14 protein-coding genes and 4 pseudogenes are annotated in these 26,767 nt (G+C 45.6%); 8 read left to right on the top strand and 10 right to left on the bottom strand.

Translation table 11 applies throughout. The features are described from left to right. Nucleotides 1-277 precede the first annotated feature (277 nt). The 6 genes and pseudogenes from QZ331_RS07100 to QZ331_RS07075 form a co-directional block, all read right to left on the bottom strand. Nucleotides 278-1,636 (bottom strand): C2 family cysteine protease, encoded by a 1,359-nt coding sequence (locus QZ331_RS07100; protein ID WP_294629254.1) that lies wholly within the window; start codon nt 1,634-1,636, stop codon nt 278-280. Next, a complete protein-coding gene (locus QZ331_RS07095) occupies nt 1,599-1,802 on the bottom strand; it encodes a hypothetical protein (protein WP_294629251.1) in 204 nt (67 codons plus the stop codon). Before QZ331_RS07095 ends, QZ331_RS07100 begins: the two co-directional genes overlap by 38 nt. A gap of 29 nt (nt 1,803-1,831) precedes the next feature. Further along, nucleotides 1,832-3,460, bottom strand: a pseudogene (locus QZ331_RS07090) (glycoside hydrolase family 2 TIM barrel-domain containing protein); the annotation flags it as partial. An 8-nt stretch (nt 3,461-3,468) separates the two neighbouring features. Beyond that, nucleotides 3,469-4,599 (bottom strand): annotated as a pseudogene (locus QZ331_RS07085) (SusC/RagA family TonB-linked outer membrane protein); the annotation flags it as partial. 646 nt (nt 4,600-5,245) lie between these two features. Then, nucleotides 5,246-6,496: a hypothetical protein gene (locus QZ331_RS07080; protein WP_294629250.1), complete on the bottom strand. Its 1,251-nt coding sequence runs from the start codon at nt 6,494-6,496 to the stop codon at nt 5,246-5,248. Then, nucleotides 6,493-7,617, bottom strand: a complete 1,125-nt coding sequence (locus QZ331_RS07075; protein ID WP_294629249.1) for a hypothetical protein — start codon at nt 7,615-7,617, stop codon at nt 6,493-6,495. The genes QZ331_RS07080 and QZ331_RS07075 overlap by 4 nt, the downstream gene beginning before the upstream one ends. 681 nt (nt 7,618-8,298) lie before the next feature. Here QZ331_RS07075 and QZ331_RS07070 point away from each other — a divergent pair. The 8 genes and pseudogenes from QZ331_RS07070 to QZ331_RS07035 all read left to right on the top strand — a co-directional run bounded on the left by QZ331_RS07070 (nt 8,299) and on the right by QZ331_RS07035 (nt 20,123). Then, the gene (locus tag QZ331_RS07070) at nt 8,299-8,883 is read left to right on the top strand and encodes a sigma-70 family RNA polymerase sigma factor (RefSeq protein WP_294629248.1); all 585 of its coding nucleotides are present in this window, start codon (nt 8,299-8,301) and stop codon (nt 8,881-8,883) included. A gap of 161 nt (nt 8,884-9,044) precedes the next feature. Continuing rightward, a complete protein-coding gene (locus QZ331_RS07065) occupies nt 9,045-10,124 on the top strand; it encodes a FecR domain-containing protein (protein ID WP_294629247.1) in 1,080 nt (359 codons plus the stop codon). Nucleotides 10,125-10,277: 153 nt separating this feature from the next. Further along, a pseudogene (locus QZ331_RS07060) lies at nt 10,278-13,678 on the top strand (TonB-dependent receptor). Nucleotides 13,679-13,690: 12 nt separating this feature from the next. Beyond that, nucleotides 13,691-15,610, top strand: coding sequence for a RagB/SusD family nutrient uptake outer membrane protein (locus tag QZ331_RS07055; RefSeq protein WP_294629246.1), 1,920 nt, complete (start codon nt 13,691-13,693; stop codon nt 15,608-15,610). 13 nt (nt 15,611-15,623) lie between these two features. Then, entirely contained in the window at nt 15,624-16,529 is a 906-nt protein-coding gene (locus QZ331_RS07050; RefSeq protein ID WP_294629245.1) for a DUF4959 domain-containing protein, read from the top strand. 18 nt (nt 16,530-16,547) lie between these two features. Further along, nucleotides 16,548-18,089 (top strand): arylsulfatase, encoded by a 1,542-nt coding sequence (locus tag QZ331_RS07045; RefSeq protein ID WP_294629244.1) that lies wholly within the window; start codon nt 16,548-16,550, stop codon nt 18,087-18,089. Nucleotides 18,090-18,363: 274 nt separating this feature from the next. Further along, entirely contained in the window at nt 18,364-19,584 is a 1,221-nt protein-coding gene (locus tag QZ331_RS07040; RefSeq protein WP_294629243.1) for an S-adenosylmethionine:tRNA ribosyltransferase-isomerase, read from the top strand. Between the two features lie 23 nt (nt 19,585-19,607). Next, nucleotides 19,608-20,123, top strand: coding sequence for an NUDIX domain-containing protein (locus QZ331_RS07035; RefSeq protein ID WP_294629242.1), 516 nt, complete (start codon nt 19,608-19,610; stop codon nt 20,121-20,123). Here QZ331_RS07035 and QZ331_RS07030 read toward each other — a convergent pair. From QZ331_RS07030 to QZ331_RS07015, 4 genes and pseudogenes are all read right to left on the bottom strand, one after another. Further along, nucleotides 20,107-21,054, bottom strand: coding sequence for a glycoside hydrolase family 43 protein (locus tag QZ331_RS07030; RefSeq protein ID WP_294629253.1), 948 nt, complete (start codon nt 21,052-21,054; stop codon nt 20,107-20,109). The two genes, QZ331_RS07035 and QZ331_RS07030, sit on opposite strands and share 17 nt — an antisense overlap. Further along, nucleotides 21,043-23,364, bottom strand: a pseudogene (locus QZ331_RS07025) (GH92 family glycosyl hydrolase); the annotation flags it as partial. The pseudogene QZ331_RS07025 and the gene QZ331_RS07030, both read right to left, overlap by 12 nt. A 232-nt stretch (nt 23,365-23,596) precedes the next feature. Beyond that, nucleotides 23,597-24,391 carry a basic secretory family protein gene (locus QZ331_RS07020; RefSeq protein ID WP_294629241.1) on the bottom strand — a complete coding sequence of 265 codons (795 nt, stop codon included), beginning with the start codon at nt 24,389-24,391 and terminating at the stop codon, nt 23,597-23,599. Between the two features lie 23 nt (nt 24,392-24,414). Then, nucleotides 24,415-26,763, bottom strand: a complete 2,349-nt coding sequence (locus tag QZ331_RS07015) for a GH92 family glycosyl hydrolase (protein WP_294629240.1) — start codon at nt 26,761-26,763, stop codon at nt 24,415-24,417. Nucleotides 26,764-26,767 lie beyond the last annotated feature (4 nt).

Below are 26,767 nucleotides of genomic sequence, written 5' to 3'. Positions count from 1 at the left end.
TAGTGCACTTTCGAGTATTAACATAACATATCCACAGGGTTTTTGGACTGACCCGGATTTTCTACTGTCTCGTTATTTCCCTCTCCGTAGAGCTGATTTACAGCACATATATAGCCAACTTCCAGCGCATATATAGCCTATTTCCAGCATCCATATATCCAATGTCCAGCGCATATATATCCAATGTCCAGTTAATATATGCGCTGTAAACAGTTGATTATAAGGTTATAATTAAGTCATTTGGCAGGCAGGGGAAAAGATAGCGGATAATCATTTCCTATTTTACTTCATAAGACAATGCCTTGTATATGGGGACGTAGGAGTAGCGGGGAGGAATATACGCTCCCAAGTTCTTTTTCATATAATTGATAGCTATTCCGGGTTCAATGATGCTAAAATCAACAGTCGGAGGTACAACACCGTCGTCGTATATATTCAAGACTCCGTCAACTTTATCGCCGTTGGCCGCATCTACCCCCCACGGATTGCGCATGGAGAACAGGGCGTCGGGGTCGGCCGAGTGCATGAGCGTGAAAGCATGATAGGTTACCGTAGTCAGCGGTCCGGCAGGCAAATCCGCCACATTAAAGCCGCCTCCCGCAATTTTCCTTTGTTGCAGGCACGCTTTTGCCACCCGTTCAAGCTCTGCCGGCTTAAATTTGCCGGGGTCAAAGGCGAAACAGCCTCCGGCACCGGTAAACATGGGCGATACCAGATAGCCGCCTATGCCGTTGATGTCCGGATTTACCTGGTATATCTTTTTCCATTTCATCATTGCCTTTTCCAATACGGTGGCCCATGTCGGGACATTCCTTTTTCCTGTGACCGCTCCAATGTTGCCGGAAGCGTCTGCCAGGAAGGTGGGCTTGATACAGACATCCACCCGTTCCCCCTGAGGGTCGAACATCCTTACGGTAAATGTATTGTCCGCGTTCTTTGTAATAATGGATTTGATAAAATCGGGGCACTGATAGGCGAAAGACGCAAAGATGGCCAAAGCCCAACAGTCGCCGATAGCGTACTGGTTGACATCTGCCGGAACGGGGTCGCCAAACGGATACAGATTGACAGAAAACTCCTTGAATTGGGTCAGCCCCGGCGTATCCGGAAGCAGCAACGGCTCATTCGCGGGATTTGCCAGCCATTCGCGGTCTTGCTTGGTGGTCGTATGCTTGTTTTCGTACTGGGTTCCCATTGGATTGGAGTCGCTATAGGTAAAACCGCTGCCATGTCTCTCGATTAAGTCGTCGATATTGATAATGGCTTCCTCCTGATTCAATGTCCACTCTGCAATTTGCGTTTGAGTGCTTCCGTGATTGTCTTTGATGTCGAGTTTGTAATACTTGTAGGCTGTGGCATTTTCAATATGGAAAACTCTCGTCTCCTTTCTTTCCTTGAAGGTCTCTCCTTCTTTCGAATCGAGCGTAATCCATATTTTGTTATCGTTTGATGCGGAAAGTGTCCACGACTTCGGGTCTTTTCCGGCAGACTCGGCGGCAGAGGTCAAGGAATAGCTGGACACGGCGGCTCTCTGATCGCCATTCCATACGATGGAAAACGCGTTGTGGCCCGTGGTGTATTTGGTATCTGCATCGGCATCAACCATTCGGGCAATTCCCTCTCCCGGGGGGGGCATCGTCAAATTCGGCGATGATAATTCCGCCCGAAGGCATATTGGAGTTCTCTCCTATGATGGCATACGGCAATTCCTTGTCGCTTACCGAATCATCTTTCTCCTCAGAGCAGCCCAACAAGGAGCTGCTCAAGAGGAATGACCATAAGACTTTATTGATATGTTTCATTTCACCATTCTATTTTAAGTTACTGCCTGTCATTCAACGGGTTCTATGCAGAAAGAGTAGCGATATAGCGTATCTTTCTTTATCTCATACTGCGGGCGGGGTCCCGGGCCGCAACTGGCATTGCCCAATCCGCGTTGCACGCAGTCTAAATTAAGCACAACTTCGGAACGGCGGACATCCTCCAGGTCGTGTCCGTATTTCACTTCCCACAAATCCCTGTCGGTATAATGTAAAGCGCTGAAACTGAAAACATCTGCCGAAGTAATCTTAAGTCCTTTTCCGTTGTCGGCAGTCAGTGCAACCCAGCGTGTGTCGGTGCGTCCGCCCATTGTTTGCGAACGTGTGTAATACTCGCCCATGTCGGCAACGGTGCTCTTATACCGGCCGATGTAAGCGGCATTCTTACGGTCGGGATAGTTCTCTATCGGGCCACGTCCGTACCATTCGATATTTTCCAATTCGGGATTCAGGAAACTCTGCAACGAGAGACGCGGCAAGTCAAAGCCGGGTTCTGTTTGGAAGGAAGCATCGACAAGCACTTTTCCGTCTCCGTGTATGCGATAGGATACGGAGTAAGCCACGTCTTGTTTGCCGAACTTTTCCACCAACTGAACGGTAACCGTCGCCGATTGCCGGTCTTCTGCCATCTCCCATTGAAAGGATGTAAGCTCTTTTTGCGAATCCATCCACTCGCGCGGGTCGTTACTTATAGAGCGGTATCCGTTGAAAGCCCAGCCTTCGCGCTGGTGTATCATGTTCTTGCCATGATATCTCAAAGCGGTCATTTTTCCCTCTTTAGAATCGAACGCGACTTCAAACGCATTCCCGCGGAAATAGACGCGATGTTCTCTTTCTTCGACCACCTTAATCTCACCTCCGGCGCCTGCCTGCTGTGCGGGGACGATGTCTTTTCCGGAACCTTTCTTAAGTTCGAACTGTTCGGTAGCCACCACATGGCCGGCCTTTGCCCATACACAATCTTCTTTCAGTTTCACCTCCAGGTTGATATGGTAGCCGGCATCCTCCGTCAGATAGCGTTCATACAACACCTGTACCGCTCTGTGCTCTCCTGGCTTGCCGTCGGGTAGCGAGAATTCTTCTTCTCTGAACGGAACTCCGTTCTTCAACAAGGTGTAACGGAGATTGAAATCGTGCAGATTGTACACACAATAGTGATTGCGCAGCCCGATGCTGTTTTCGCCGTTCTTGTCGAAGGTGATATACTGATAGACTTTCTTCACCTCCCACAGTTTGGCAGTCACGCGCCGGTCGGGAGTAATCAGTCCGTTGCAGCAGAAGTCATTGTCGTTGGGATAATCGCCGAAGCTGCCGCCGAAATAGTATCTGTCGGCACTTTGTCCGGGCATATTGATACCCTGGTCTACCCAATCCCAGATACATCCGCCAATCATACGGTTGGAATGATTCTCGATATAATCCCAGTACTCTTCGAGGTTTCCTACCGCATTTCCCATAGCATGGGCATATTCACACAAGAAAAACGTTTTGTTACGGTCTTGCCTGTCCTGCTCTATCATGCTTTCGATGGAAGGGTACATACGCGAATCGATGTCTGCCACATCATTCATCCCTTCATAGTGTATCAGTCTGTCGTCCAATGCTCTTATCGCCTTATAAGAAGCCTCAAAGTTGCGCCCGCTGTTTTCGGAATATTCAGCATACCGGTATCGTGCGAAGCCTGCAAGCTCATGTAGTAAGTGACTTTCGAACCGCCTCCGGAGATGTTGATGTTGGCACGTTCATTCCATGTCGCCTTCTTGAACATCACATCCTGCCAGTCTACGCTCGGATAGCGGTACGGATATTTCCCACTTCGGGTAAGGTCTATCTCTTCGGCCGTGTATATCGGGTTTTTATCTCTTGCCATAGCGGCTTCGTTATACACTTCCATCCATTGCGCCCCGTCGACATACTCGACGAACTTCATACTTCTCTGCATGGAGGCTTCTGCCGATACGTTGATTTTGGCTTTCTGATTCAGCTCTCCCTCTTTGGTCGTAACCATCATCACTCCGTTGGCTCCGCGCGCACCGTAGATGGCGGTGGCAGAAGCATCCTTTAAGAGAGAGAAACTCTCGATACTCTCTGCCGGGATGCGGTTAAGGTCGCTCGAAGAGATTTCCACTCCGTCCAATAAGATAAGCGGCGTGGCACGTCCGCCGAAGGTTCCGATGCCGCGAATGTAGAATTCGGAAGAAGAACCCGGCTCACCGCTGCTGGTGGTGGATATTACACCGGCCAGTTTGCCCGCAATGTTATTGGTAAGCGAAGAAGAGGGAGCATGGAGGACGGCGCCTTTGATAGAGGTGATGGCGCCCGTCACGGATACTTTCTTTTGTGTTCCGGCTCCTACAATGACCACTTCTTCCAGTATCTTGTCGTCGGACACTAACTTGATGTTCACCTCGCCCTGGTCGGTGATATAGATTGTCTGGGTCGCATAACCGATGTAACTGATTTCGAGAGTGACGTGTTTTCCCCGTGGTATCTGGATGGAGAAGCGTCCGTCCACATCGCTGATTACTCCGACTTTTTCGTCTTTAATCCGGATATTGGCTCCTATCACGGGCGTATTATCAGAGTTATCGACAATGATTCCTACCAGCGTACGCGTTTCTACTTTCTTTTGCTGTGTGGCTTCCATTTCTACCGTTTCCTTTACCACTGTCTCCAAAGGAGTCTCGTCGGCCGCAGCCATCAGAGGATAAGTGAGCAACAAGCAGAAAAGCGGGCGTTTCAGCCAGCCCGTTTTGTTAAGCAATTTGTATTTTCCCATGCTTTACATAATAAATTAGATTAGAACTTAAATATATCCCTTGTCATCATTGATATGATGTAAGATTTCAATCTGACTTTCTTTCACGAACAATCACATCCGTTCATCATGAGGTATTACCGTGTGCATCCATCGTTTTAGTATTTTATATCATCGAATCAGTCCGCCTCCTCCGGCCGGAAGAAGCTGACACGAATATATTTAAGAGGTGTTAATGGGATGTCCGAATATGGGTTAATAAATTTATTAACCCTGTCTTTTTTTTATTAACCCACCTATAAATCGTTCTTTACAAGCGTATTGCATTTTCAGAGAAAGAGGAGAGGTAAAAAGAGAGGCAGTTGTCGCTGTTTCGGCTTAACTTGGGATTTCGGCCGTTTCAAGGCGTGGCACTTGCGTATCCATTGCTTGAAACTTTAGTTTCCATTCATTGAAACTTTAGTTCCAATGCGGATGGAACTAAAGTTTCTCCCTGGTGAAACCAGAGTTTCAACCTATATGGAACTAAAGTTTCACACGGAGGAAACGAAACTGAAACTCCATGAAGTGACGACAATCCCGTTGTCGGTCGCTCAGGCTTTATGCATAAGCCGTCGAAAGGCCGACAAGATAATGGGAATGTATGCAGCGAAAGGAAATGACAGAATCAGGGAAGTTTTATCGATTCATAGGCTATGGAATAGTTGGCGTTCATCGTTTTCTTATAGAGACCGGCAAAAGAGCTGTAGCGTCTCAACGCCTCTTCCGGATTTCCCATCTTGCGATAGGCGCATACGGTATAGCTTAATCCCTGCTCACTCAACGGGTCGGCGTATGCCCACACATTACAGAGTTTAACGACCAACGCAAAATTAGCCGCACGATATGCCTTGTCCACCTCAACGGGAACGATGGTCAGGATGGTCTCCTCTACTTTATACTTATAACCGTCGAACAGTTCATGGTCCGTCGCATTCAGGAAACAGCCGCGAATCCATATTTTCAGAAGCCGGCCGACCGCTTCCGCATCCAACGGACGGCTGCCCGAACGAAGCATATGGGCAAAACTCGCATAGTCGCAATAGAAATCATCGCAGGTGTTCAAGACAAAACGGCCGCTTTCGTGCACGTGTATAAGTTCAATTCCGTCGATTTCCTGCAATATCTTCCGAATGTGGTTGATGGCAACTCCTTTCAGGTTCTTAATCTTGTCATTGGTTTTCTCGGGCCAGAATATCTCATTCATGGCAGAAGAGAAAACACCGTCGTCCCAAATGCTGTGCAACAAGATATAGAGGAAAATGGTACGCAACTTCGGAGAGAACATATATGCAATATCCTTTCCTTCGCGGTCGAGCACGGAGAAGGTGCCGAAAAGATAGATTGCATTCCGCTCCCTATAACGGATTTCCGTCAGGCCGGGGACTTCTGCTTTCGCTGCCTTACCGACCTTTCCGTCCGCTTCGATGCCTGCGTCGGTGGATGAGACTGAAGGTACACCAGCGCTCTTCGCCACGCGCCTTTTCTTCTTGTATGCCACGCGCCAGCATACGCCTAAAACGATTAATACCCCTATTCCGATGGCAGCATACACTTTCCACCGCTCGCTGGCTGCTTTCAACTCATAACGCCTCATCTCGTTCAGCGAAACAGGTGGAGCTTGCAAAGAATACATCCTGACGCTTGCTTCGCCTTGCTTCTCGAACTCCTGCACCAGACAATAAAACTCTTTCCGTTTGTGGCTGTAATATAAATTGATGTTCGTAGCAATCTCTTCCGAAACAAAGGGAATGCTATCGCCCAACTCTTCGTAACTTCCATCGACTATATTCATCCGATAAAGCAACGCGTACGTTTGAGGCAGGTATTCGGGATAGCCCAAAAAATAAATCGACTGCTCGTCTTCAGACAAAATCATGCTACGTGCCACACCCGGTTATTGCGCGACATCGGTTTCTGTTCCCACAACTTCCGGACAGACTGCCGCTCCAAGTCAACCCGATAAAGGTCATAATAATATTGTACTCCGATATTCTGGTCGCCCGCCTCATTGCCTTTTCCACCGTAAATATAGGCGCGCTTATAATTATCGGCAACTGCCATCCCTGCAAAAAAACGGGGAGGAATGTGGTCGCCGGCAAACCGGATAGTATCCCAACGGGCTTTCTCCACCTCATACGACAAAAAGCAATCGCTATATCGTCTCAGGCCATAGCCGCCAAAGAGCATGAATTTCTTCTGATGAGGATGATAAAAGCCGCAATGATGATGCAGGCAGATGTAAGTAGCAAGAGAATCAGCCGAAGCAACGCTCCATTGCATCGTATCCAGCGAAAGTTCCGCCACCTTTTTCTCACGGGTCAGCTCATATGCATAAATCTTACCAGACTGGTCGTCGATAAAGTTCATCCCCAAACAAAGTTCTCCCGGAAAAGCGGAAAGGTTTCCATAAGCCCCGGCTTCCAACGCCGCGGCTTGTATGTCGTAGTAAATCAGAGAATCCTTATTGTAGATATAAAGCCTCTGTTCTCTTTCGCTGAAATTCACTCCAACCGGAGTGGAAGAGTTATAGCAGAACTCGGATTTCCAATGGTACGAGCGATTAATCAGCCAGACCGGTTGTTTTACCCGCCCGATTACCTCTCCCCTGTCGTTGTGCACGTCTTCGCCACTGACTTCGTCCAAAGGCATCTTCCAAGTCTTCTTGCCGTTGGATACCGAAAGGTCGGATATGGAGAAAGAGGCTGTTTCGAGGATGTAATCGCACATTCCGAAATATACCATCGGTGAAAAGCGCCCATCTTCGAGACCTACTCCCGCAAGCGACACACTATCTTCACCAATCTTGATTTCCGCCCGGTTGTGCGATACCGACAAATGCAAAGAGACGGGAATCACTTTTTTATTTTTCAATGAGTCTATCGCATACGACGTCGAGTAATAGGATTTCTTACCATCTTCCGAGAATATAAAGAAGGCTTCTTTCGCACTACACAGATAGGTCAGGTTATAAGACTTGTTGTTACAAGTGTCTTTCAAGAGGAGAATATAGCCGGGGCTCTATATGTTTTGTATCGAACACGCAAAACTGATTCTTATTTCATTGGAGAAATCGGGCAGCTTGTTGTCTGCAAAAACCTGATAAGAAGATCTTTCTATTATTTTCTTCTCATTCCCGTAGAAAAGAAGCCCCTGTGCCAGACAATGAGAATTTCCTCCCAACAACGTCCCTAACAGACATAAGACAGAGATGATATATATTCTTTTTTCTTGTATAGCACTACGTTTCACACTCATAGTATAAAAATTATTCCGCAATTAACATAAGCAAAGATAATGCTTTATCTATGATTTCTCAAAAAATAAAGAAAAATATATAGAGAAGCACTGTAGGCTCTCTCCCAACTCAACCTCTTCCTTGCCTCATTTTATGGATTCGACTCCTCAAATCTCTGTTATGGCACCAGTATCGCCCACATAAATCCATCAGACAATAATAAATGCATTTAAGACAAATATTTCTCTCCAAAGAAGGAAACTCTTACAAACAAATCGCTTATATTTGCGGTATGAAAAGAATCGCTCTTTCTTCCGCGTATAAATATGAAACGACAAGAACTGTTTCATATTTATTTTATACTGCTTTTAAAAAATTTGTTAGACATTCTGTTTTTGAACAATTAATTCGTGTTATTGTAACACAAAAAGCATCAAGCCGAAATGAACTTCAACGAATTGGATGATATAACGTTATGGTCTTTACTGATTGAAGGTAACTTATGTGCATTAGAAACAATATACAAAAGGCATTATGCTTTATTGCTTAATTACGGCCTAAAGTTTTGTCAGGACATAGAACTGACTAAAGACTGTATCCAAGATGTGTTTGTAAAATTACATAAGAGCAAGGAGCTTTCGCAGACAGTCAGTCCCCGCGCCTATCTGTTAAAGGCCTTACGCAATACATTATACGACCATTTACTTTTATCTAAAGAGACTGCGAACTTAGATGAATTTGCTTTTCATATTTCGGAATCGAATGACCTGTTTGAGTCACTGTTCTTAAAAAACGACGAAGATTTACAATTAAGCAAGCAATTACTGAAGGCTCTCTCTTCGCTCCCTTCCAATCAGAAAACAATTCTATATCTTCGCTTTGTCAAAGAATTGTCTCACAAAGAGATTGCAGAGATTATGAATATCAATGTGCAGTCGTCAATGAACTTAGCGAGTAGAGCATTAATAAAACTGCGTGGCTTGATGAAAAACAGCAATTTATTGTTCATGCTCCTCTTACGAATATAAAACAAGCTATAAATCTACACTTTAGCAAGTACAGATAAGGAGTTTCTTATAGCTTTCCAACTCCGACTATCATCAAAAAAAACAGATAATCGCTAAATATTTCTTCAAAAAAGTGAGTAGTATTTTCCTATAATTCCGTATTAATTAAAAATAAATGCAAGATGGATAATAAACATAACATATATCGCATTATCAGAGGACTTATCTTCTATTTCAAAGCGCAAGAAATCGAGCCTTCTACCAACGAAATAGATAGAATGTGGGATTCTGTCAGCAAAAAGATTGAACAAACCGACAAGTCCATTCGGCGTCGATATCTTTTCAGAATAGCAGTTTCCGTTTCTGCCGCTGCTGTTCTATTGTTGGTTTTCGGACTTGCAATCGCCAATAAATATAAAGGAGAAAAAGATATTTTAGATATGGCATCCAACTTACCAAAAATAGAAAATACAGAGAACGAGATTCAACTTATCATGTCGTCTCAGAAAAAAATCTCACTCCAAAAGGCGGATAATGTCATTTATTCATCTGATGGTTCTATTTTAATAGATAAGAAAAAAGTATCGGACAACAACAATGATGAAGCAGAACAGGAAAATCAATATAACCAACTCATCGTACCTAAAGGAAAACATACTCAGTTACAGTTGGCAGATGGTTCGGTATTGCATATAAACTCCGGTAGCCGAGTGGTATATCCACGAGCTTTCTCCGGAAAACGAAGAGAAATATTTGTCGACGGAGAAATATACATTGATGTACAACGGAACGAATCGGCCCCTTTCATCGTGAAAACAACACGTTTTGAAGTAGAGGTTTTGGGTACGGCCTTCAATGTAAATGCTTACAGCGAGAATTCGGTTTCGGAAATTGCTTTGCTTCGCGGGGCAGTAAGAATTAAAGATTCGTCAAGAAAGACATTACTCCTTGCACCTGATGAATTAGGAACCGTTTGTGAAGGAGCCATTCAAGGGAAACACGCCGTAGTCGCTTCCGATTACATAGCATGGACGCGAGGTTTGTTGGTATTGAATGCCGAACCGTTGGGAACAGTGTTGCAAAAGTTGGAACGTTACTTCGACACGCATATTTCTTTCCATCCTTCTGTGAAAGAATTGCCGATGTATGGTAACCTCGACTTAAACCATCCGCTTGCCGAAATATTGCGACGGATATCTGTGACAGCTCCGATTTGTTATAAAGAGACGGAAACCGGATTCTATATAGAAAAGAGAGAATAACACCCCAAATTTAATCCACTAAAACAATGAAGCCTATGATATAAAGAAAGAGACACTAAAAAAAAGCCAGACAGTATTGCAGTACCATCCGGCTTATAAGTAATAAAAATTTAAACCAATTTATAATGGTTATACTTTAAACTCCACAAAGTTATGAAAAACAATCAGATTAATGTGGGTATGATTACTAATTTATCAAAAATCATACTCCTTACAGTATTTTTATTTACTCCAATATCGCTTTCAGCCTATGCACAACCAGGATACGTGCAAAATAAAAAGTTTACATTCGAATTTAACAATGTTTCCATAAAAAGCATCTTGAATTATATCGAAAAAGAAAGTGAGTTTGTATTCCTATATTATGGCGGAGTACTCGATAATAACAAAAAAGTAGATGTCAAAGTTAAAGACAAACAAGTTGACGAGGTATTAGACATCTTATTGAAAGGATTATCGGTAAGCTATGAAATCAATGACCGGCAAATCATTCTGAAAAACATAAAATCATCTGCACCCAATCCTCAGCAACAAGGGAAAAGAACAATTGTCGGTCTAGTGAAAGATGAGCATGGAGATGCAATTATAGGAGCATCGGTGCAAGTAGCGGGAACAGACATCGGGACGATTACCAATATAGATGGACTATACTCTATTGTCGTTGCTTCATCAAAAGTTGTTCTTAAGGTTTCATTTATCGGATACATCCCTCAGGAAATAGAAGTCGGCAATCGCTCCAATGTGACAATTACACTGAAAGAATCGGTAAAAGAAATAGAAGAAGTAGTAGTTACAGCCTATGGAACCGGACAGAAGAAGGCAAGTATGGTAGGTTCAGTTGAAGCCGTTCGTCCGGCGGAACTGAAAGTTCCCGCAGCCAATCTTTCAACTGCTTTTGCCGGAAGGCTCGCAGGTGTCGTTGCTGTTCAGCGCAGCGGACAACCCGGTGCAGACGGAGCAAGTTTCTGGATTAGAGGTATTGCTACTTTAAGTGATGCAACCGACCCCTTGATTATATTGGACGGGGTACAGATATCGGCAAGTGATTTGAATAATCTTGATCCCGAGATTATTGAAAGCTTTTCTATCTTGAAAGATGCTACGGCCACGGCCATGTATGGTAGCCGTGGAGCAAACGGTGTAATGATTGTCACTACCAAATCGGGATACAATGTTGACCGACCGATTATTAATTTCCGCATTGAAGGACAAATGCAACGGCCTACCAGCATTCCGAAGTTTGTAGACGGAGCCACCTATATGGAGTTGTTCAACGAAGCTGTTATCAATGATGGGAGTGGAGATGTACTGTATAGTGCCGATAAGATAGCCGGCACAAGAGAACGGAGGAATCCATATGTTTATCCGGATGTGAATTGGTACAATGAACTATTCAAGAAGACCTCTTTTACAGAAAAAATTCATTTCAATATCCGGGGAGGAGGCAAACGGGTGAATTACTTCTCCGGTATCACGGTAGTGCATGAAGACGGTATGTTGAAGAATCGTTCGAAAGATTTCTTTTCGTATGATAATAACATCAACATTATGCGTTACAACTTCCAAAACAACATCAATGCCAATCTGAGCTCAACTGCAAAGTTAATGCTTCGTCTCAATGTACAATTGAGAGACGGTATACGACCTAATATGGGAATGGACGATATCTTCCAAAACACGATAGATACTTCTCCTGTCGAATTTCCGGTCTTTTACGAACCTGACGGAATCACAGACTATGTAAAATGGGGCAGTACACAACGTTTAATCGGTCAATATCCTAACCCGGTAGCACAGGCTACAACAAACTATAATGATTATTTTGAAAGTACGGTTATCGCCTCGCTTGAATACGAGCAGAAACTGAATTTCATCACCAAAGGTTTGCGCTTTAAAGCACTTGCATCGTTTAGAAACTGGGCACAAACGAACAATGCACGTTCTTCAAAATGGAATAAGTTCATGATTACCGACTATACTCAAAATGAGGATGGAAGTTATGACTATAACGTAAGCCGCATCGGAGAAGAGGTAGCTACCACAATGGGTATCAATAGTTCCAACTCGGGAAGACGCCGGGTGTATTTTGAAGCAATGATAGACTATAGCCGCGTTTTCGGCAAGCATGATGTAAATGCCATGTTTATTTACAATCAGGACGAACTGGTAAACAACTCACCGGGAAACAATCTGATAAATTCGCTTCCTCAGCGTAAGCAAGGAATCGCCGCACGTGCTTCTTATGTTTACGACCAAAAGTATATGATCGAAGCCAATGTCGGTTACAACGGCTCCGAAAATTTCGCCAAAGGACATCGTTTCGGATTGTTTCCTTCGGTTGCAATAGGGTATAATATCAGTGAAGAAAACTTTTTAAACCTTTGAGGAATGTCGTATCAAAACTTAAGATACGTTCTTCGTATGGTTTGGTTGGTAACGATCAGATTGGAGGTCAACGTTTTATCTATATGTCGCAAATTAACTTAGGCGGCAAAGGATTCACCACCGGTATTGAACAGAACTATGCATTGAACGGACCTACTTATAACCGTTATGCCAATGAAGACATTACATGGGAAGTAGGAGCTAAGTTTAATGTCGGAATAGATATGCAGTTATTCCGTTCGTTGAACCTCACAGTTGAATATTTCCGGGAAAACAGAAAAGATATTTTCCAGCAGCAAACTACCATCCCGAACTATTTGGGAACCGCCTCCACCGCCGTATACGGCAATTTGGCAAAAATGAAAAATCACGGCGTTGACCTATCCCTGGGATATAATAAAAAATTGTCTAAGGACTTTTTTGTCAATCTCAAAGGAACCTTTACGTATGCTCACAACGAAATCGTTGCTTGCGACGAATCTCCCAAGTATCCTTATCAGTCCAAAGTAGGTGTAAGCCGTAACATGAATAGCGGATATCTTTCGGACGGTCTGTTTATAGACCAGGCAGAAGCTGACAATTATAATCAACAATTAGGACAAGTGGTAAAGGCAGGAGACATCAAATATAAGAATGCATCGAGAATGCATGGTTATGATGACGATATTATTGATACAAATGACTGGGTGTGGTTGGGCAACCCGACTGTACCTGAGATTGTGTATGGCTTCGGTCCTTCATTCAAATGGAAACAACTGGATTTCTCATTCTTTTTTCAAGGCGTAGCCAAAACATCCTTGTTCATTAATGGCTTCCACCCGTTTGGCGACAGTTCATTGCGTAATGTACTGCAATGGGTGGCAGACGAACGTTGGTCGCCAGATAATCAGAATTGCAATGCCGGTTATCCTCGTTTATCCAAAAATACAAATGAAAACAATATTAAGACATCTGATTACTGGATGAGAAACGGCGCTTTCCTGAAACTGAAAAATGCGGAAATAGGATATACATATAAAAATATGCGTTTATACGTTAGTGGCAGCAATCTGCTGACATTCTCCAAATTCGACCTATGGGACCCCGAACAGGGAGGAGGTAGCGGACTTAAATATCCGACACAACGTGTATTCAATATCGGTTTCCAGATGACGTTTAATAATAAATAAAAGTGATGTATTATGAAAAAGACATTAAAATATATTCTTAGTTTCCTGTTTGCGGCAGTATTACTGAATTCTTGCAATTATCTGGACATTGTTCCCGATGAGGTAGCTACAGAAAAAGATGTGTTTGTTAACTCTAAAGCGGCAGAGAAATATCTATACTCATGCTATGGTTATCTCCCTCAGTCCAACTATGTCGATAACTGTCTGGATTTTGCGGGTGACGAAACAATCAGTCCTTTTAATCAATGCGCATACGTAAAGTTTGCAGAGGGTAACTACGACGCGAACAATACCGTCATAAGTTATTGGAATACGTTGTTTCAAGGTATCCGTCAGTGCTATTTGCTGAAAGACAATATCCATACCGTTCCCGGTTTGGAGCCTGCAGTAATGGAAGATTATATAGCGCAAGCCGACTTTCTGATTGCCTATTTTCATATGCTGCTGATAAAATGCTATGGACCTACTGTCTTAGTGAAAGAGACTCCTAAATTTGATACACCACGCGAAAATTACCTTTCGCGGTCGCCTTACGACGAATGCGTTGCATGGGTAGCAAATTTGTTTGATGAAGTTGCGAAAAGACTTCCCGAAACGCGTACGGGAAACGAATATGGACTTGCCACTTCTACGGCAGCCAAAGCATTCAAGGGACGTTTGTTGCTTTACGCCGCTTCTCCTTTATTTAATGGTAACAGTGATTATAGCGAATTCAAGAACCAGGAGGGAACACCTCTAATTAATCAGACATATGACCCTAACAAATGGAAACTGGCGGCCGACGCTGCATTGGAAGCTATTCAACTTGCCGAAAAGAACTATAAACTTTACGAAATGTTACCAGGTAGTTATGCCAACTTTCCAGAACCTCAGAATCCGACTGTACGTACGCTGCGTTTCTCTTATATGGATAAGGAAAATTGCCATGAAGTGATTTTTGCAGAAACAAGAAAAGCCGGTGGGATAGGTATTCAGCGTAAATCGATTCCCTGGTTGAAAGGAGGAGGTTGGAACGGTATCGCTCCAACAATAACGATGATTGACCGTTTCTATACAAAAAACGGTTTACCCATTGAGGAAGATCCAGAATTTGATTATACCAACCGACTTGATATTGTCACTATACCAGAAGATATGGAATTTGCAGAAGCCGGTAAACAGACATTGCGTATGCACCTTGATCGCGAACCTCGTTTTTATGCGTGGATAGCTTTCCAGAACGGATATTATGAATGCCGGACTGAAAGAGAAAAGGATGCATATGCTGCCAGCTTTAACGCAAAGCGTTCAAATGGAAACAAATGGCTCACCGGATTCCTGAAAAATGAAAATTGCGGATTATTTGATAATCGTACAAACAATTATTCCAAGACCGGATATCTGAACAAGAAATCGGTACATCCCGGACACGCGGCAGCCGAAAGTACTAAACCAAACAATTACGAATACCCGTGGCCCGTGATTCGCCTGTCGGAACTTTATCTTAATTATGCTGAGGCGTGTGTAGGGTACGACAAAGAAGGTTATCCGGCTAAAGGAATGCATTATTTGGATTTAGTAAGAAGACACGCCGGAATTCCGGACGTAAAAGATAGTTGGGCGAAAGCGAAGCATCATCCGCTGTTGGATTATTCTGACGGAAAGGGGGGACTCAACGGACCACTTACCGACATCGTCCGTCAGGAACGTATGGTAGAATTGTATATGGAAAATCATAATTTCTGGGATATTCGCCGTTGGAAACTGGGAGAGGTTTATTTCAATGTTCCGATGAGAGGTCTTAATATTCAAGCTACCAATCTTCAGGATTTTGCACAAATAGTAGAATTGCAAGATCAGCGAAGATTTGACGCTCCTCGGCAATATCTGTTACCGATACCGAGTTCCGAAATTACAAAGAACCCTAATATGATTCAAAATCCCGGATATTAAAACTTTATAGAATATGAAAAAGATAATATTTATCATAGTATGCATATATTGCAGCGTTTGTGGATTGATGTCGTGCTCAGGAGATGAGAACAAATATCCGGTACCTTCGGATATCTCAGATATAAAAGCAGAATCGTCTCCTGGAAGTATTCTTCTTAGCTGGACGCTTCCCGAAGATGAGAACTTGAAGTATGTGGAAATCAGTTACACTATTCCCGAAACAGGAAAAGCCTACCGGAGACAAGTAAGTACCTTAGCAAACTCTCTTCTGATAGATAACCTGCTACACAGGTATGGTGAAATCGAATTCAAACTGCAAACCTATAATGCAGGTAATACAGGAGGAAATATTTTTACCATCTCTGCCCGTGCGGAAAGTGCATTGCCTATTTTCTCCAATCCCGAGAGGATTCCTTTGAATGCATCAGCCATGTATACCAATGCTCCCTTTGCTACACGTCCGTTTTCTGCTTTGATAGATAATGACGAAACCACGTTTTTCCATACACAATGGCAAACGACTGTGGCATTACCCCATTATGTTATTATTGACCTTGGGCAAGCATATAGCGCATTCTCGTTTAAGTCGATTAATAGCAACCGGCCAAACGACGGTTCATGGAAAACATTGAAAGTATATGGCAGTAGTAGCTATGATCCGGAAAGATTTTTCGATGAGGTAAAATTTGTAGATGGAAATTCTGTTGACATCAGCGAAGGGGGAGTTATAGAACTGGCTTCGTATACCGATTTGTCGGGTACGCCAGGTGAAACATTTAATTCTGAAATTATTTCGGCAACAACTCCTGTACGTTGGCTATGGTTTGAAGTGAAAGAAACCACAAACGGAAATCCTTTTTTTGCTATGGCAGAGTTGGAAATATACAAGTATGCCATCATGTCGCCCGAAGAACAGTAATCAATTAATTTTATACCAATGAATTCTACTAACCTCTTATTAAAGCTAACAACTTTCGCCTGTGCATTTCCCGTTATAGGAAATGCACAGGCGAAAGCCAAAACACAACGCAAACCTAATATTATCTATATCCTTGCAGATGATTTAGGACGTGCCGAGTTGGGGTGCTATGGACAACAACTTATCGAGACTCCCAATCTTGACACTTTGGCAAAAAGCGGAATGACATTTGTCAATCACTATTCGGGTACTGCCGTATCTGCTCCTTCACGCTGTGTGTTGTTTACCGGATTGCATACCGGACATACTTATATCCGTGGAAACGAGGAGCTTACTTCCCGTGGCAATGTATGGAGCCATGAAGCAATGCTTGCCGACTCCACTCTTGAAGGACAAGTTCCCGTACCTGCCACTACGGTAATGATTCCTGCAATGATGAAAAAGGCGGGATATACTACCACTTGCATCGGAAAGTGGGGATTAGGATATCCCGGTTCTGCAAGCACTCCTAACAAAATGGGGTTCGATTTCTTTTACGGATACAACTGTCAACGTCAAGCACATACCTTTTATCCGCCATTCCTTTACAGGAATGAAAGTCGTGAATATCTTCCGAACGACGTTCATCCTGTCCCCAACACCCGTCTTGACAAGGGAACCGATCCGAAAGACGAAAAAAGCTATGCCAAATATACTCAGAAGGTTTATTCTCCCGATTTGATGTATGAGGAAATTATCCGATTCGTAGACCGTTCAAAGGACAAACCTTTTGTGTTATTTTGGATTACTCCTATTCCGCACATCCCCCTCCAAGCGCCGGAACGCTGGGTGAAACATTATGTTGACAAATTTGGCGATGAAGCTCCGTATAAAGGAGAGAGAGGATATTTCCCCTGCCAGTACCCACGCGCCACTTATGCGGCGATGGTCAGTTATTGGGACGAGCAGATAGGTGGCTTAATTGCAGAACTGAAAAGGCAAGGTATTTATGAAAACACGATTATTATGTTTACAAGTGACAACGGGCCGACATTTAACGGTGGTTCCGACTCTCCCTGGTTCGATAGTGCCAAGCCTTTCAAAAACGATATGGGATGGGTGAAATGTTCTCTGCGGGAAGGTGGTATCCGTGCTCTGCTGATTGTTTCCTGGCCCCAAAAAGTAAAGCCAGACAGTCACAGTGAATTAATCTCTGCTTTTGGGGATATGATACCTACTTTCTGCGAAATAGCCGGTCTCCCTTCTCCTCCGACGGATGGTATCAGCATTTTACCGGAAATGCTGGGAAAATCACGCAAACAACAAAAGCATGAGTTTCTGTATTGGGAATATCCTGATTTAGATGGGCAGAAAGCCGTTCGTATGGGTAAATGGAAAGCGTTCATACCCAATCTGTTTAAAGGAAATAAAACAATCGAACTTTATGACTTGAGCCTGGACCCGCGCGAACAAACGAATGTAGCCAAGTATCATCCTGATATAGTGGAAAAAATAAAAAAAATAATGAACAAGGAACATACAGATGCAGAGATAAAGAGATTTAATATGCCAGAATTATAAAAGTTCCGATTAATAAAAAGTACTCTTAACCGTTCTTCTCTAAATCGACATATATTGCCAATATACAATTGGATATATGTCGATTTTTGTTGTTTTAATATTGCACAAAAACATAGAGGTTTACAATAACGCATCTATATTTAGGCAAACAAAGCAGTTTAGGAAACAATTTAATTCATTATCTTTGCGCCCAATCTGAAACAACGTGTATATAGCATAAAGCAGAAAGAAAGCAAACAATACCGGGTTATATATCACCAAGCAATATACCATCATGAAAGAGAATCCGAAACATATCCACATCAGCGAATACCATTACCCATTGCCGGACGAACGCATTGCCAAATTTCCTCTGACTGTTCGCGACCACTCGAAACTACTGATATACCGCCACGGTGAAGTAAGCCAAGCTACCTTCACTTCGTTGCCCGACTACCTGCCCGAAGGTGCTTTGATGGTATTCAACAATACGAAAGTAATTCAAGCAAGGCTACACTTCCGCAAGGAAACAGGAGCGCTGATTGAAGTATTCTGTCTCGAACCAATTCAGCCCAACGACTATGTGCTGAACTTCCAACAAACGGCACACTCCGCATGGCTTTGCATGATTGGCAACCTGAAAAAGTGGAAAGACGGAACCCTGAAACGGGAAATGACTGTAAAAGGTGTATCAATCACGCTGACCGCGACAAGAGGGGAAAGCAGGGGCACCAGCCATTGGGTAGATTTTTCGTGGAATAATCCGGAAGTGACTTTCGCCGATATTCTCGAAGTATTCGGCGAACTCCCCATCCCTCCCTACTTAAACCGGGAAACGGAAGAGAGCGACAAGGAGACATATCAGACGGTGTATTCGAAGATTAAAGGTTCGGTAGCCGCACCTACCGCCGGACTGCACTTCACGCCACGCGTACTGAACGCACTGCAAGAGAAAGGGGTAGAACTTGAAGAACTGACCCTGCACGTAGGCGCAGGTACTTTCAAGCCTGTAAAAAGCGAAGAAATAGAAGGACACGAGATGCATACGGAGTATATCTCCGTCAACCGAAGTACTGTCAGGAAACTTATCGAACATGGCGGTTGCGCAGTTGCCGTAGGAACGACTTCCGTACGTACGCTCGAAAGTCTGTACCATATCGGAGTCACTCTGGCTAACAATCCGGATGCCACAGAAGAGGAACTGCACGTAAAACAATGGCAACCCTACGAAAACCGACTTCGGATTTCACCGGTAGAGGCACTGCAACAGATATTGGAATACCTTGACAGAAACAGCTTGGAAACCCTTCACTCCAGTACGCAGATAATCATAGTGCCCGGCTACGACTACCAAATCGTGAAAGCAATAGTCACCAACTTCCACCAGCCGCAAAGCACGCTGCTGCTTTTGGTATCGGCTTTTGTGAAAGGAGACTGGCGCACGATTTATGATTATGCACTGAGCCACGACTTCCGCTTCCTGAGTTATGGCGACTCTTCTTTATTAATACCGTAAAAAAGATATTGCAAACAGAAACAATGACAGTAAACGATAATCACCAAGAGATGTTTCCCATTGTCGACGAACAGGGAAACATCACCGGAGCTGCCACCCGCGGCGAATGTCATAACGGCAGCAAACTACTTCACCCGGTTGTCCACCTGCACGTATTCAATACGAAAGGAGATTTGTATCTGCAAAAGCGTCCCGAATGGAAAGACATCCAGCCTGGCAAATGGGACACAGCCGTGGGCGGACATATCGATTTGGGAGAAAGCGTAGAGATAGCCCTGAAGCGGGAAGTCCGTGAAGAATTAGGCATCACGGACTTTACTCCCGAACTTCTGACCAATTATGTATTCGAGTCCGACCGCGAGAAAGAGCTTGTCTTTGTCCATAAAACCGTCTACGACGGTGAAATACATCCCAGCGAGGAGCTGGACGGCGGACGTTTTTGGAGCATCGAGGAAATAAAAGACAACTTAGGAAAAGGTATCTTCACTCCCAACCTGGAAGGCGAACTGAAAAAAGTATCTCTCATTCCGCTTGATTGAGCGGGCTGGGCGATACGCCTTCAAATGTCATCTTCACCGGTTTGATGTATCCGTTTTCGTCAAAATACATCCGGTCGATACAAGTGGCACGGCTATTTGCCGCAGTTTCGCCCAACGGACGGCGGTGATACACAATGTACCATTCGTCATCGCCGGCTCCTTTTATCACAGAGTGGTGTCCTGCTCCCGTAGCTACCGCAAGGTCTTGCTGCAATATTTTACCCACTCTTTTGAACGGGCCGAAAGGAGAATCCGCAATGGCATACGCCACACTATAATTGGGAAGCCCCCAGCCTCCTTCCGACCACATGAAATAGTATTTTCCTTTGCGTTTCAACATGAACGGGCCTTCCACGTAGTTTTCGGGAGTGACCTCCTTGTACATTGTTCCGTCGTCGAAAGGTACAAGGCTCAACAAATCGGGAGCCAACTTCACCATATTGCAATGTCTCCAGCCGCCATAGTACATATAATACTGTCCATCGTCGTCTTTGAAAACAAACTGGTCGATAGGCTGGGCGCCGTTGACTATTTTATCAATCAACGGTTTGCCTAAAGCGTCCTTGAAAGGCCCCATAGGAGTATCCGACACGGCTACACCGATTCCCCCCTGTTCGTCGTTGTTCTGAATGTCGTTCGCTCCGAAGAAGAGGTAATATTTTCCGTTGGCAGCGAGCACCGCAGGCGCCCAGAGAGCGCGACGCAGCCAACTTACGTTCTCTTTCGACAAGACTTTGGGATGTTTCTTCCAGTTCACCAGGTCGGAAGAAGAGAAAGCGTCCATAAAAGTCTGGTCGTCGTAGTTGGTCGAATAGGTGGGATATATCCAATATTCATTGCCTAATACCACGCCTTCGGGATCGGCATACCAGCCTTCAAAAACAGGATTGCCGCTCTTCACCGGCGCCGGAAGCCCGGTCTGATATTTCATCGTCTTGCCCGGCGACGACAAGGAAGGAGGAACCGATTCGTCCGAAACGGCACGTTTGTAGTTAGGCTTTTCGCTCATTACGAAACGCAACTTCACGCCATCGCGAATATCGTCGTAAGTAAGGTAAGACTTATCGTGCTTGCGCCCGTTTACATAAAGTTCCTTCACATACACATTCTTCGGCGACCAGTTGTCGGCAACCATTTCTATACTCTTCCCGTTGCTCATACGCACGGTCAGCGCCTCCACGCATGGGGAACCTATATTATAGACGTTGCTCGAAGGAGCCACCGGATAGAATCCGATGCAGTTGAACATATACCAGGCCGACATCTGCCCGCAATCGTCATTGCCGCTCAAAGCATCCGGGGTATTGCCATAGAAACGATCGGCAATGGTGCGAACCCACTTCTGACATTTCCACGGCTCTTTCAGGTAATTATACAGATAAGCGACATGATGGCACGGTTCGTTGCCATGCCAGTAGGCGCCGATACGCCCCTGTATATCGTGCGCTCCCGGAATATCATCGGGCAACTCTACGGTAAACAGTTCGTCGAGCCGGTTGCGGAACCACTTCTTGCCGGCTTCGTTGATATAGCCCTGCACATCCTGCGGCACATACCAAGTGTACTGCACCGTGAATCCTTCCGTTATATCTCCCCAGCCATGAACGGAACCGGGGCCTTGATAAGCTACCGGAGTGAACGGCGTACGCCAGTTTCCCCGGCTGTCTCTGCCACGCATATACTTCGTTTCGGGGTCAATCAACGTCTGATAAGAGAGTGCACGGTTGATGAAGTAGCGGTAATCGTCCTCTTTGCCTAAGGCCTTTGCCGCCTGTGCCATGCAATAGTCATCATAGGCATATTCCAATGTCTTGGAGACCGATTCGGCTTCTTTGTCGAAAGGAACGTATCCCATTGCGCGATACTCCGGCAGGCAGTCGTAGTTGGGATTCATAGCCGTTGCACGCATGGCTTTATACGCCCGTTCGTAATCGAACCCTTTCACGCCTTTCACAATCATATCCGCCAATACGGAAACGGCATGATAGCCAATCATGCACCAGGTCTCATTGCCGTAGAACGACCAAATGGGAAGCATTTTCTCCACACTTTTGTCGTAATGGGCCAGCATGGAGTTGGCAACATCGGCATTCACCTCCTGCTGAACCAGATTGAACCACGGATGCAAGGCCCTGTAAGTATCCCAAAGGGAGAAGACCGTGTAGTTGGTGAATCCCTCCGCCTTCTCGATGTTCTTGTCCAAGCCTCGGAACTGTCCGTCGGCATCCTGAAAGACAAACGGGTGCAGGGCGGCGTGGTAGGCGGATGTATAAAACGTCTCCTTTGTGCGGCGGTCGGCAGTCAGCGTATATTTTCCGAGTTCCTTCTCCCAAAGGGCTTCGCCTTTCGCCTTCAGGCCGTCGAATGTCAGTCCGTCGAGTTCCTTCATATTGTTCCGTGCTCCGTCCGTGCTTACGGCGGAGATGGCTGTTTTCACTGTCACTTCCTCTCCGGGTTTGGTAGCAAAGGAGATGCAAGCCATCAGATTCTTTCCCCAGGCTTCGTACGAGCTGCGGAAGCGGGAGGTGTTATAAATAACCGGCTTTTTGTCTTGCACGAAGCGCAGTCCTGTGAGCTTCTTGGAGAAAGTAGCCGTGAAATAGACATGGCGCTCCGGCCCCCACCCTTTCACCAGTTTGTAGCCGGTGATGGTAGAGTCATTGACCATGCGGAGATTGGCCCATTCGCAGGATTGCCAAAGGGTGTGGTTCATATCAATCAGGATGAACGCATTGTCGGACTCCGGATACGTAAAGCGGAACATACCGCTACGCACGCCGGAGGTCATTTCGGCTTTTACTCCATAGTCTGCCAGTTCGACGGCGTAGTAATTTGGGGAAGCCCATTCCTTGTCGTGTGAGTAACGCGAACGATAGCCTTTGTCGGGGTCTTCGTGCGTGCCGGGTTCCAACTTCATGTCGCCCGTTCCGGGGATAAACAGGAAATCTCCCAGGTCGGGGATGCCTGTTCCGCTAAGGTGCGTAAGGCTGAATCCCATCAATGTGAGATGATTGTATTTGTATCCGGAAGCTGCGTCATAGAAACGGCTGTCCGTATCGGGGCTTATCTGGATTCCACCGAAAGGAATCTGCGCTCCGGGATACACATTGCCATAACCGTCTGTACCTACAAACGGATTCACATAATCGGTCAGTTTCTCGGTCTGAGCCATGCCCGGCAAAATACTCGCCAGGCACGACCAAACCAAAAACAACCTTTTTCTACCAACTTTATTAACCATATTCAATTGTTGCTTTCATTGCCCGCTATCCGCACTCGCCACATGACCGATTTCCAGCATCTATATCTCCTGTTTCCAGCACATATATGTCCAATCTGTAGCATCTATATCTCCTGCGTCCAGCATCTATATGTCCTGCACGCAGCTTATATATGCGCTGTAACAAGTTGATTTTAAAGCCATAAGCACACCGTCTGACGGGCAAAGGGAGAGAAGCGGGCAATCATTCGTATTATACCTGTATGTCGCCTACGGCAATCTGATATTCATGCCATAATTCATCGATACTGTACTCTTCTCCCAAGATGTGCTTGATGGCTCCGTCGAACGACCAGGGTACCACTTCAAGCGTGCTGCGGTTGAACTTACGCAGGAATTCGGGGTCTTTATTGTCGCGCAACCAAACGAAGAAATAACCTGCCGTCCGGTAACCGTCCATGTAATTTCCTCCTTTCGGACGTGCATTCGGGCCGTCGAAACCACCGTTGGCTACACGCACCGCATCGGCCATTCCTTCTATAAAGGCCCATACGACACGGCTGGTTCCGTAGGAGCCTATCCCTTGCGGCTCCAACTGGTAAGCGTGCGTCAACTCGTGCAACAGTACCCCGCGCGTTTCGAAGAACAACTTTGCCGTATCGTTTTCCGCAAACGATTTCTCGATGTGGCGCGTGCTGTAGAAGATGCTGACGTCGCCGTTGCTGCCGCCTTTGGCAGAAACTCCATCAATGTCTTCCAGCGTATAATGTATCTTGTTCACCGGCGTAATGCTGTCTTCGGGCGAATTGTAAAGCGTAGCCAATACAGTTCGTGCCTGCTCTTTGATGTAAGATTCCGCATCGGGAATGATGCGGTGATAAATATCGGAACCTTTCGTCTCCGGTGCTTTATCTTCAAACAGGATTGTTCCTACATTGTAACTTTTCCATGCGTCGGCGCTGGCTTCGGCTTGCTTCTTCGCACTTGCGGCACAAGCTCCCAGACCCACCATCAGGCTCACTGCATATACCAAATGTCTCTTTTTCATCTTCTTTTCTTGATTTTATTTTATTAATGCTGTTGTTTGATTCCGTCGGTCAATGAATAAGGTTTGTCTTGCGCCGACACTCCGCGACGCTTGTTGGGCGAGGCCGACATTGTAAATTCCCATACGCCCCCTTTCAGAATGTCCTCGTGTGTGATGTACATTCTGCCGTAAGCCTCGCCGTTGAGTTTCAACGACTGTACGTACCGCTTCTTGTCGCTCACGCCCGGCGCTTTGATTTCCAGTGTCTTCCCGTTGGGAAGTGTCAGCTTCAGGTAAGGCAGGTAGGGAGCTCCCAATACATACTGGTCTGTGCCCGGACAAACCGGATAGAAGCCCATCACAGAGAAAAGATACCAGGCCGACATCTGTCCGCAGTCGTCGTTGCCGCCTAAGCCGTTGATGTCGTTCTTGTACATCTTGTTCAGGATTTCGCGCAGCCAGTATTGGGTTTTCCACGGTTGGGAAGTCCATGCGTATAAATAAGGGACATGATGGCTCGGCTCATTGCCATGTACGTATCCGCCCACCAGGCACTCTTCGGTGATGTCTTCGTTATGCTCGTAGTACTTCTCCGGCAGATGCATGGAGAAGAGCTCGTCCAGTTTCCGTACGAATGTCTTTTCCCCTCCCATCAGGTCAATCATACCGAACACATCGTGCGGCACGTGGAAGGAGAAATTCCATGAATTGCCTTCGATGAATCCTTCACCATAGGTTTGTAACACATCAAACTCTTTTTTGAATGTGCCGTCACTGTAACGGGGACGGGCAAAGCCGATGCTCGTATCGTAAATGTTACGGTAGTTGAGAGCACGCTTGCGGTAAGTGTCCGCTATCTCCTTGTTGCCGGCTTTCAAGGCTGTCTGATAAATGGTCCAGTCATCATATGCATATTCCAGCGTAGTAGAAGCTGCCGTACCGCTTTTATCCAACGGGATATAGCCTAACTTCATATAATCGGCAACCCCCTCATAGTAAGGAACGGTGGATGTGCTCACCATTGCCGGCAAGGCCTCATCCACATGGGTAAAGACTCCTTTGGCGATGGCATCCGCCAGCACGGACACCGCATGATAGCCGCTCATGCACCAGTTCTCGTTTCCCATCAGGCTCCATATCGGCAGCATACCATGCACGCTCTGCTGCTCATGCTTAATCATTGATTCCACCATATCGGCATTGCGCTCGGGCTTCAACAGGTTGAGGAACGGATGTTCCGCACGGTATGTATCCCAAAGCGAAAATATCGTGTAGTTGGTAAATCCTTTCGCCTGATGTATGTTATGGTCCAGTCCGCGATAAGCACCGTCTACGTCCATATATACCGACGGGTTAATCATGGTGTGATAAAGCGAGGTGTAGAACATCGCCTTCTGGTCGCGTGTTCCTTCAATCTCGAAATGGTCCAGTTCGCTGTTCCAATCCGTTCGGGCTGCTTCGGCCAACTGCTCGAAACTCTTTCCGGAAGCCTCGGCACGCAGGTTCTTCAGAGCGCCTTCCGTGCTGACTGCCGACAAGGCTACCTTTACAACCAATTCGGGGTTTTGAGCCGTATCGAAGTGGAAGTAGGCCGCAATCTTCCGGCCGGTAATTTCGGGGAAGTTCTTCTCCAACTTGAAACGACGCCAAAAGCCGTTGTACAATACCTTTTCCTTATCCTTATATCCGTACTCCTTGATGGGCTGCGACAAGGAGATGGCAAAATAGGTATAATTCGTACGTGCCCATCCGTTGGTGATGCGGTATCCCGTGAGCAGCGTATCGTTCTCCACCCGTAGGTTTGCCCACAATACTTTGCCGTCGTAATTGTAAATGCCATGCACCAAGTCCAGAATCAGATGACCGTCCGTTCCTTTCGGAAAGGTGTATTTATGTACGCCCGTCCGCTGTGTAGCTGTCAGTTGCGCTTTAATTCCATAGTCGTCCAGCATCACTTCGTAGTATCCGGGAGTGGCTTTTTCCGTAGCATGGTCGAAACGCGAACGGTATCCCTCTTCCGGATAGTCCGCCCGTCCGGGATTCAACTTCACATCGCCCACGGCAGGCATCAGCAGGATGTCTCCCAAGTCGGAATGTCCCGTACCGCTAAGGTGCGTGTGGCTGAAACCTACGATGGTTTTATCCCGATACTGGTAGCCGGCACAATACTCATACGCATTCTTCTGATAAGCGCCATTCACATTGTGCGGAATTGTGTCTGTGTCCGGACTCAACTGTACCCATCCAAAAGGAGTACAAGCACCAGGGAAAGTATGTCCCATCCCGTTTGTCCCGATAATCGGATTCACGTAATCTGCCGGTTGCTGGGCTATGGCGGACAAGGTTGCCGCCGCCATAGCCATCATCAATGCTCTCTTTTTCATCTTATTCATGCTG

Origin of the sequence: uncultured Bacteroides sp. (assembly GCF_910586915.1) — a bacterium.
GTDB lineage: Bacteria > Bacteroidota > Bacteroidia > Bacteroidales > Bacteroidaceae > Bacteroides.
This window is presented reverse-complemented; position numbering and strand designations above follow the sequence as displayed.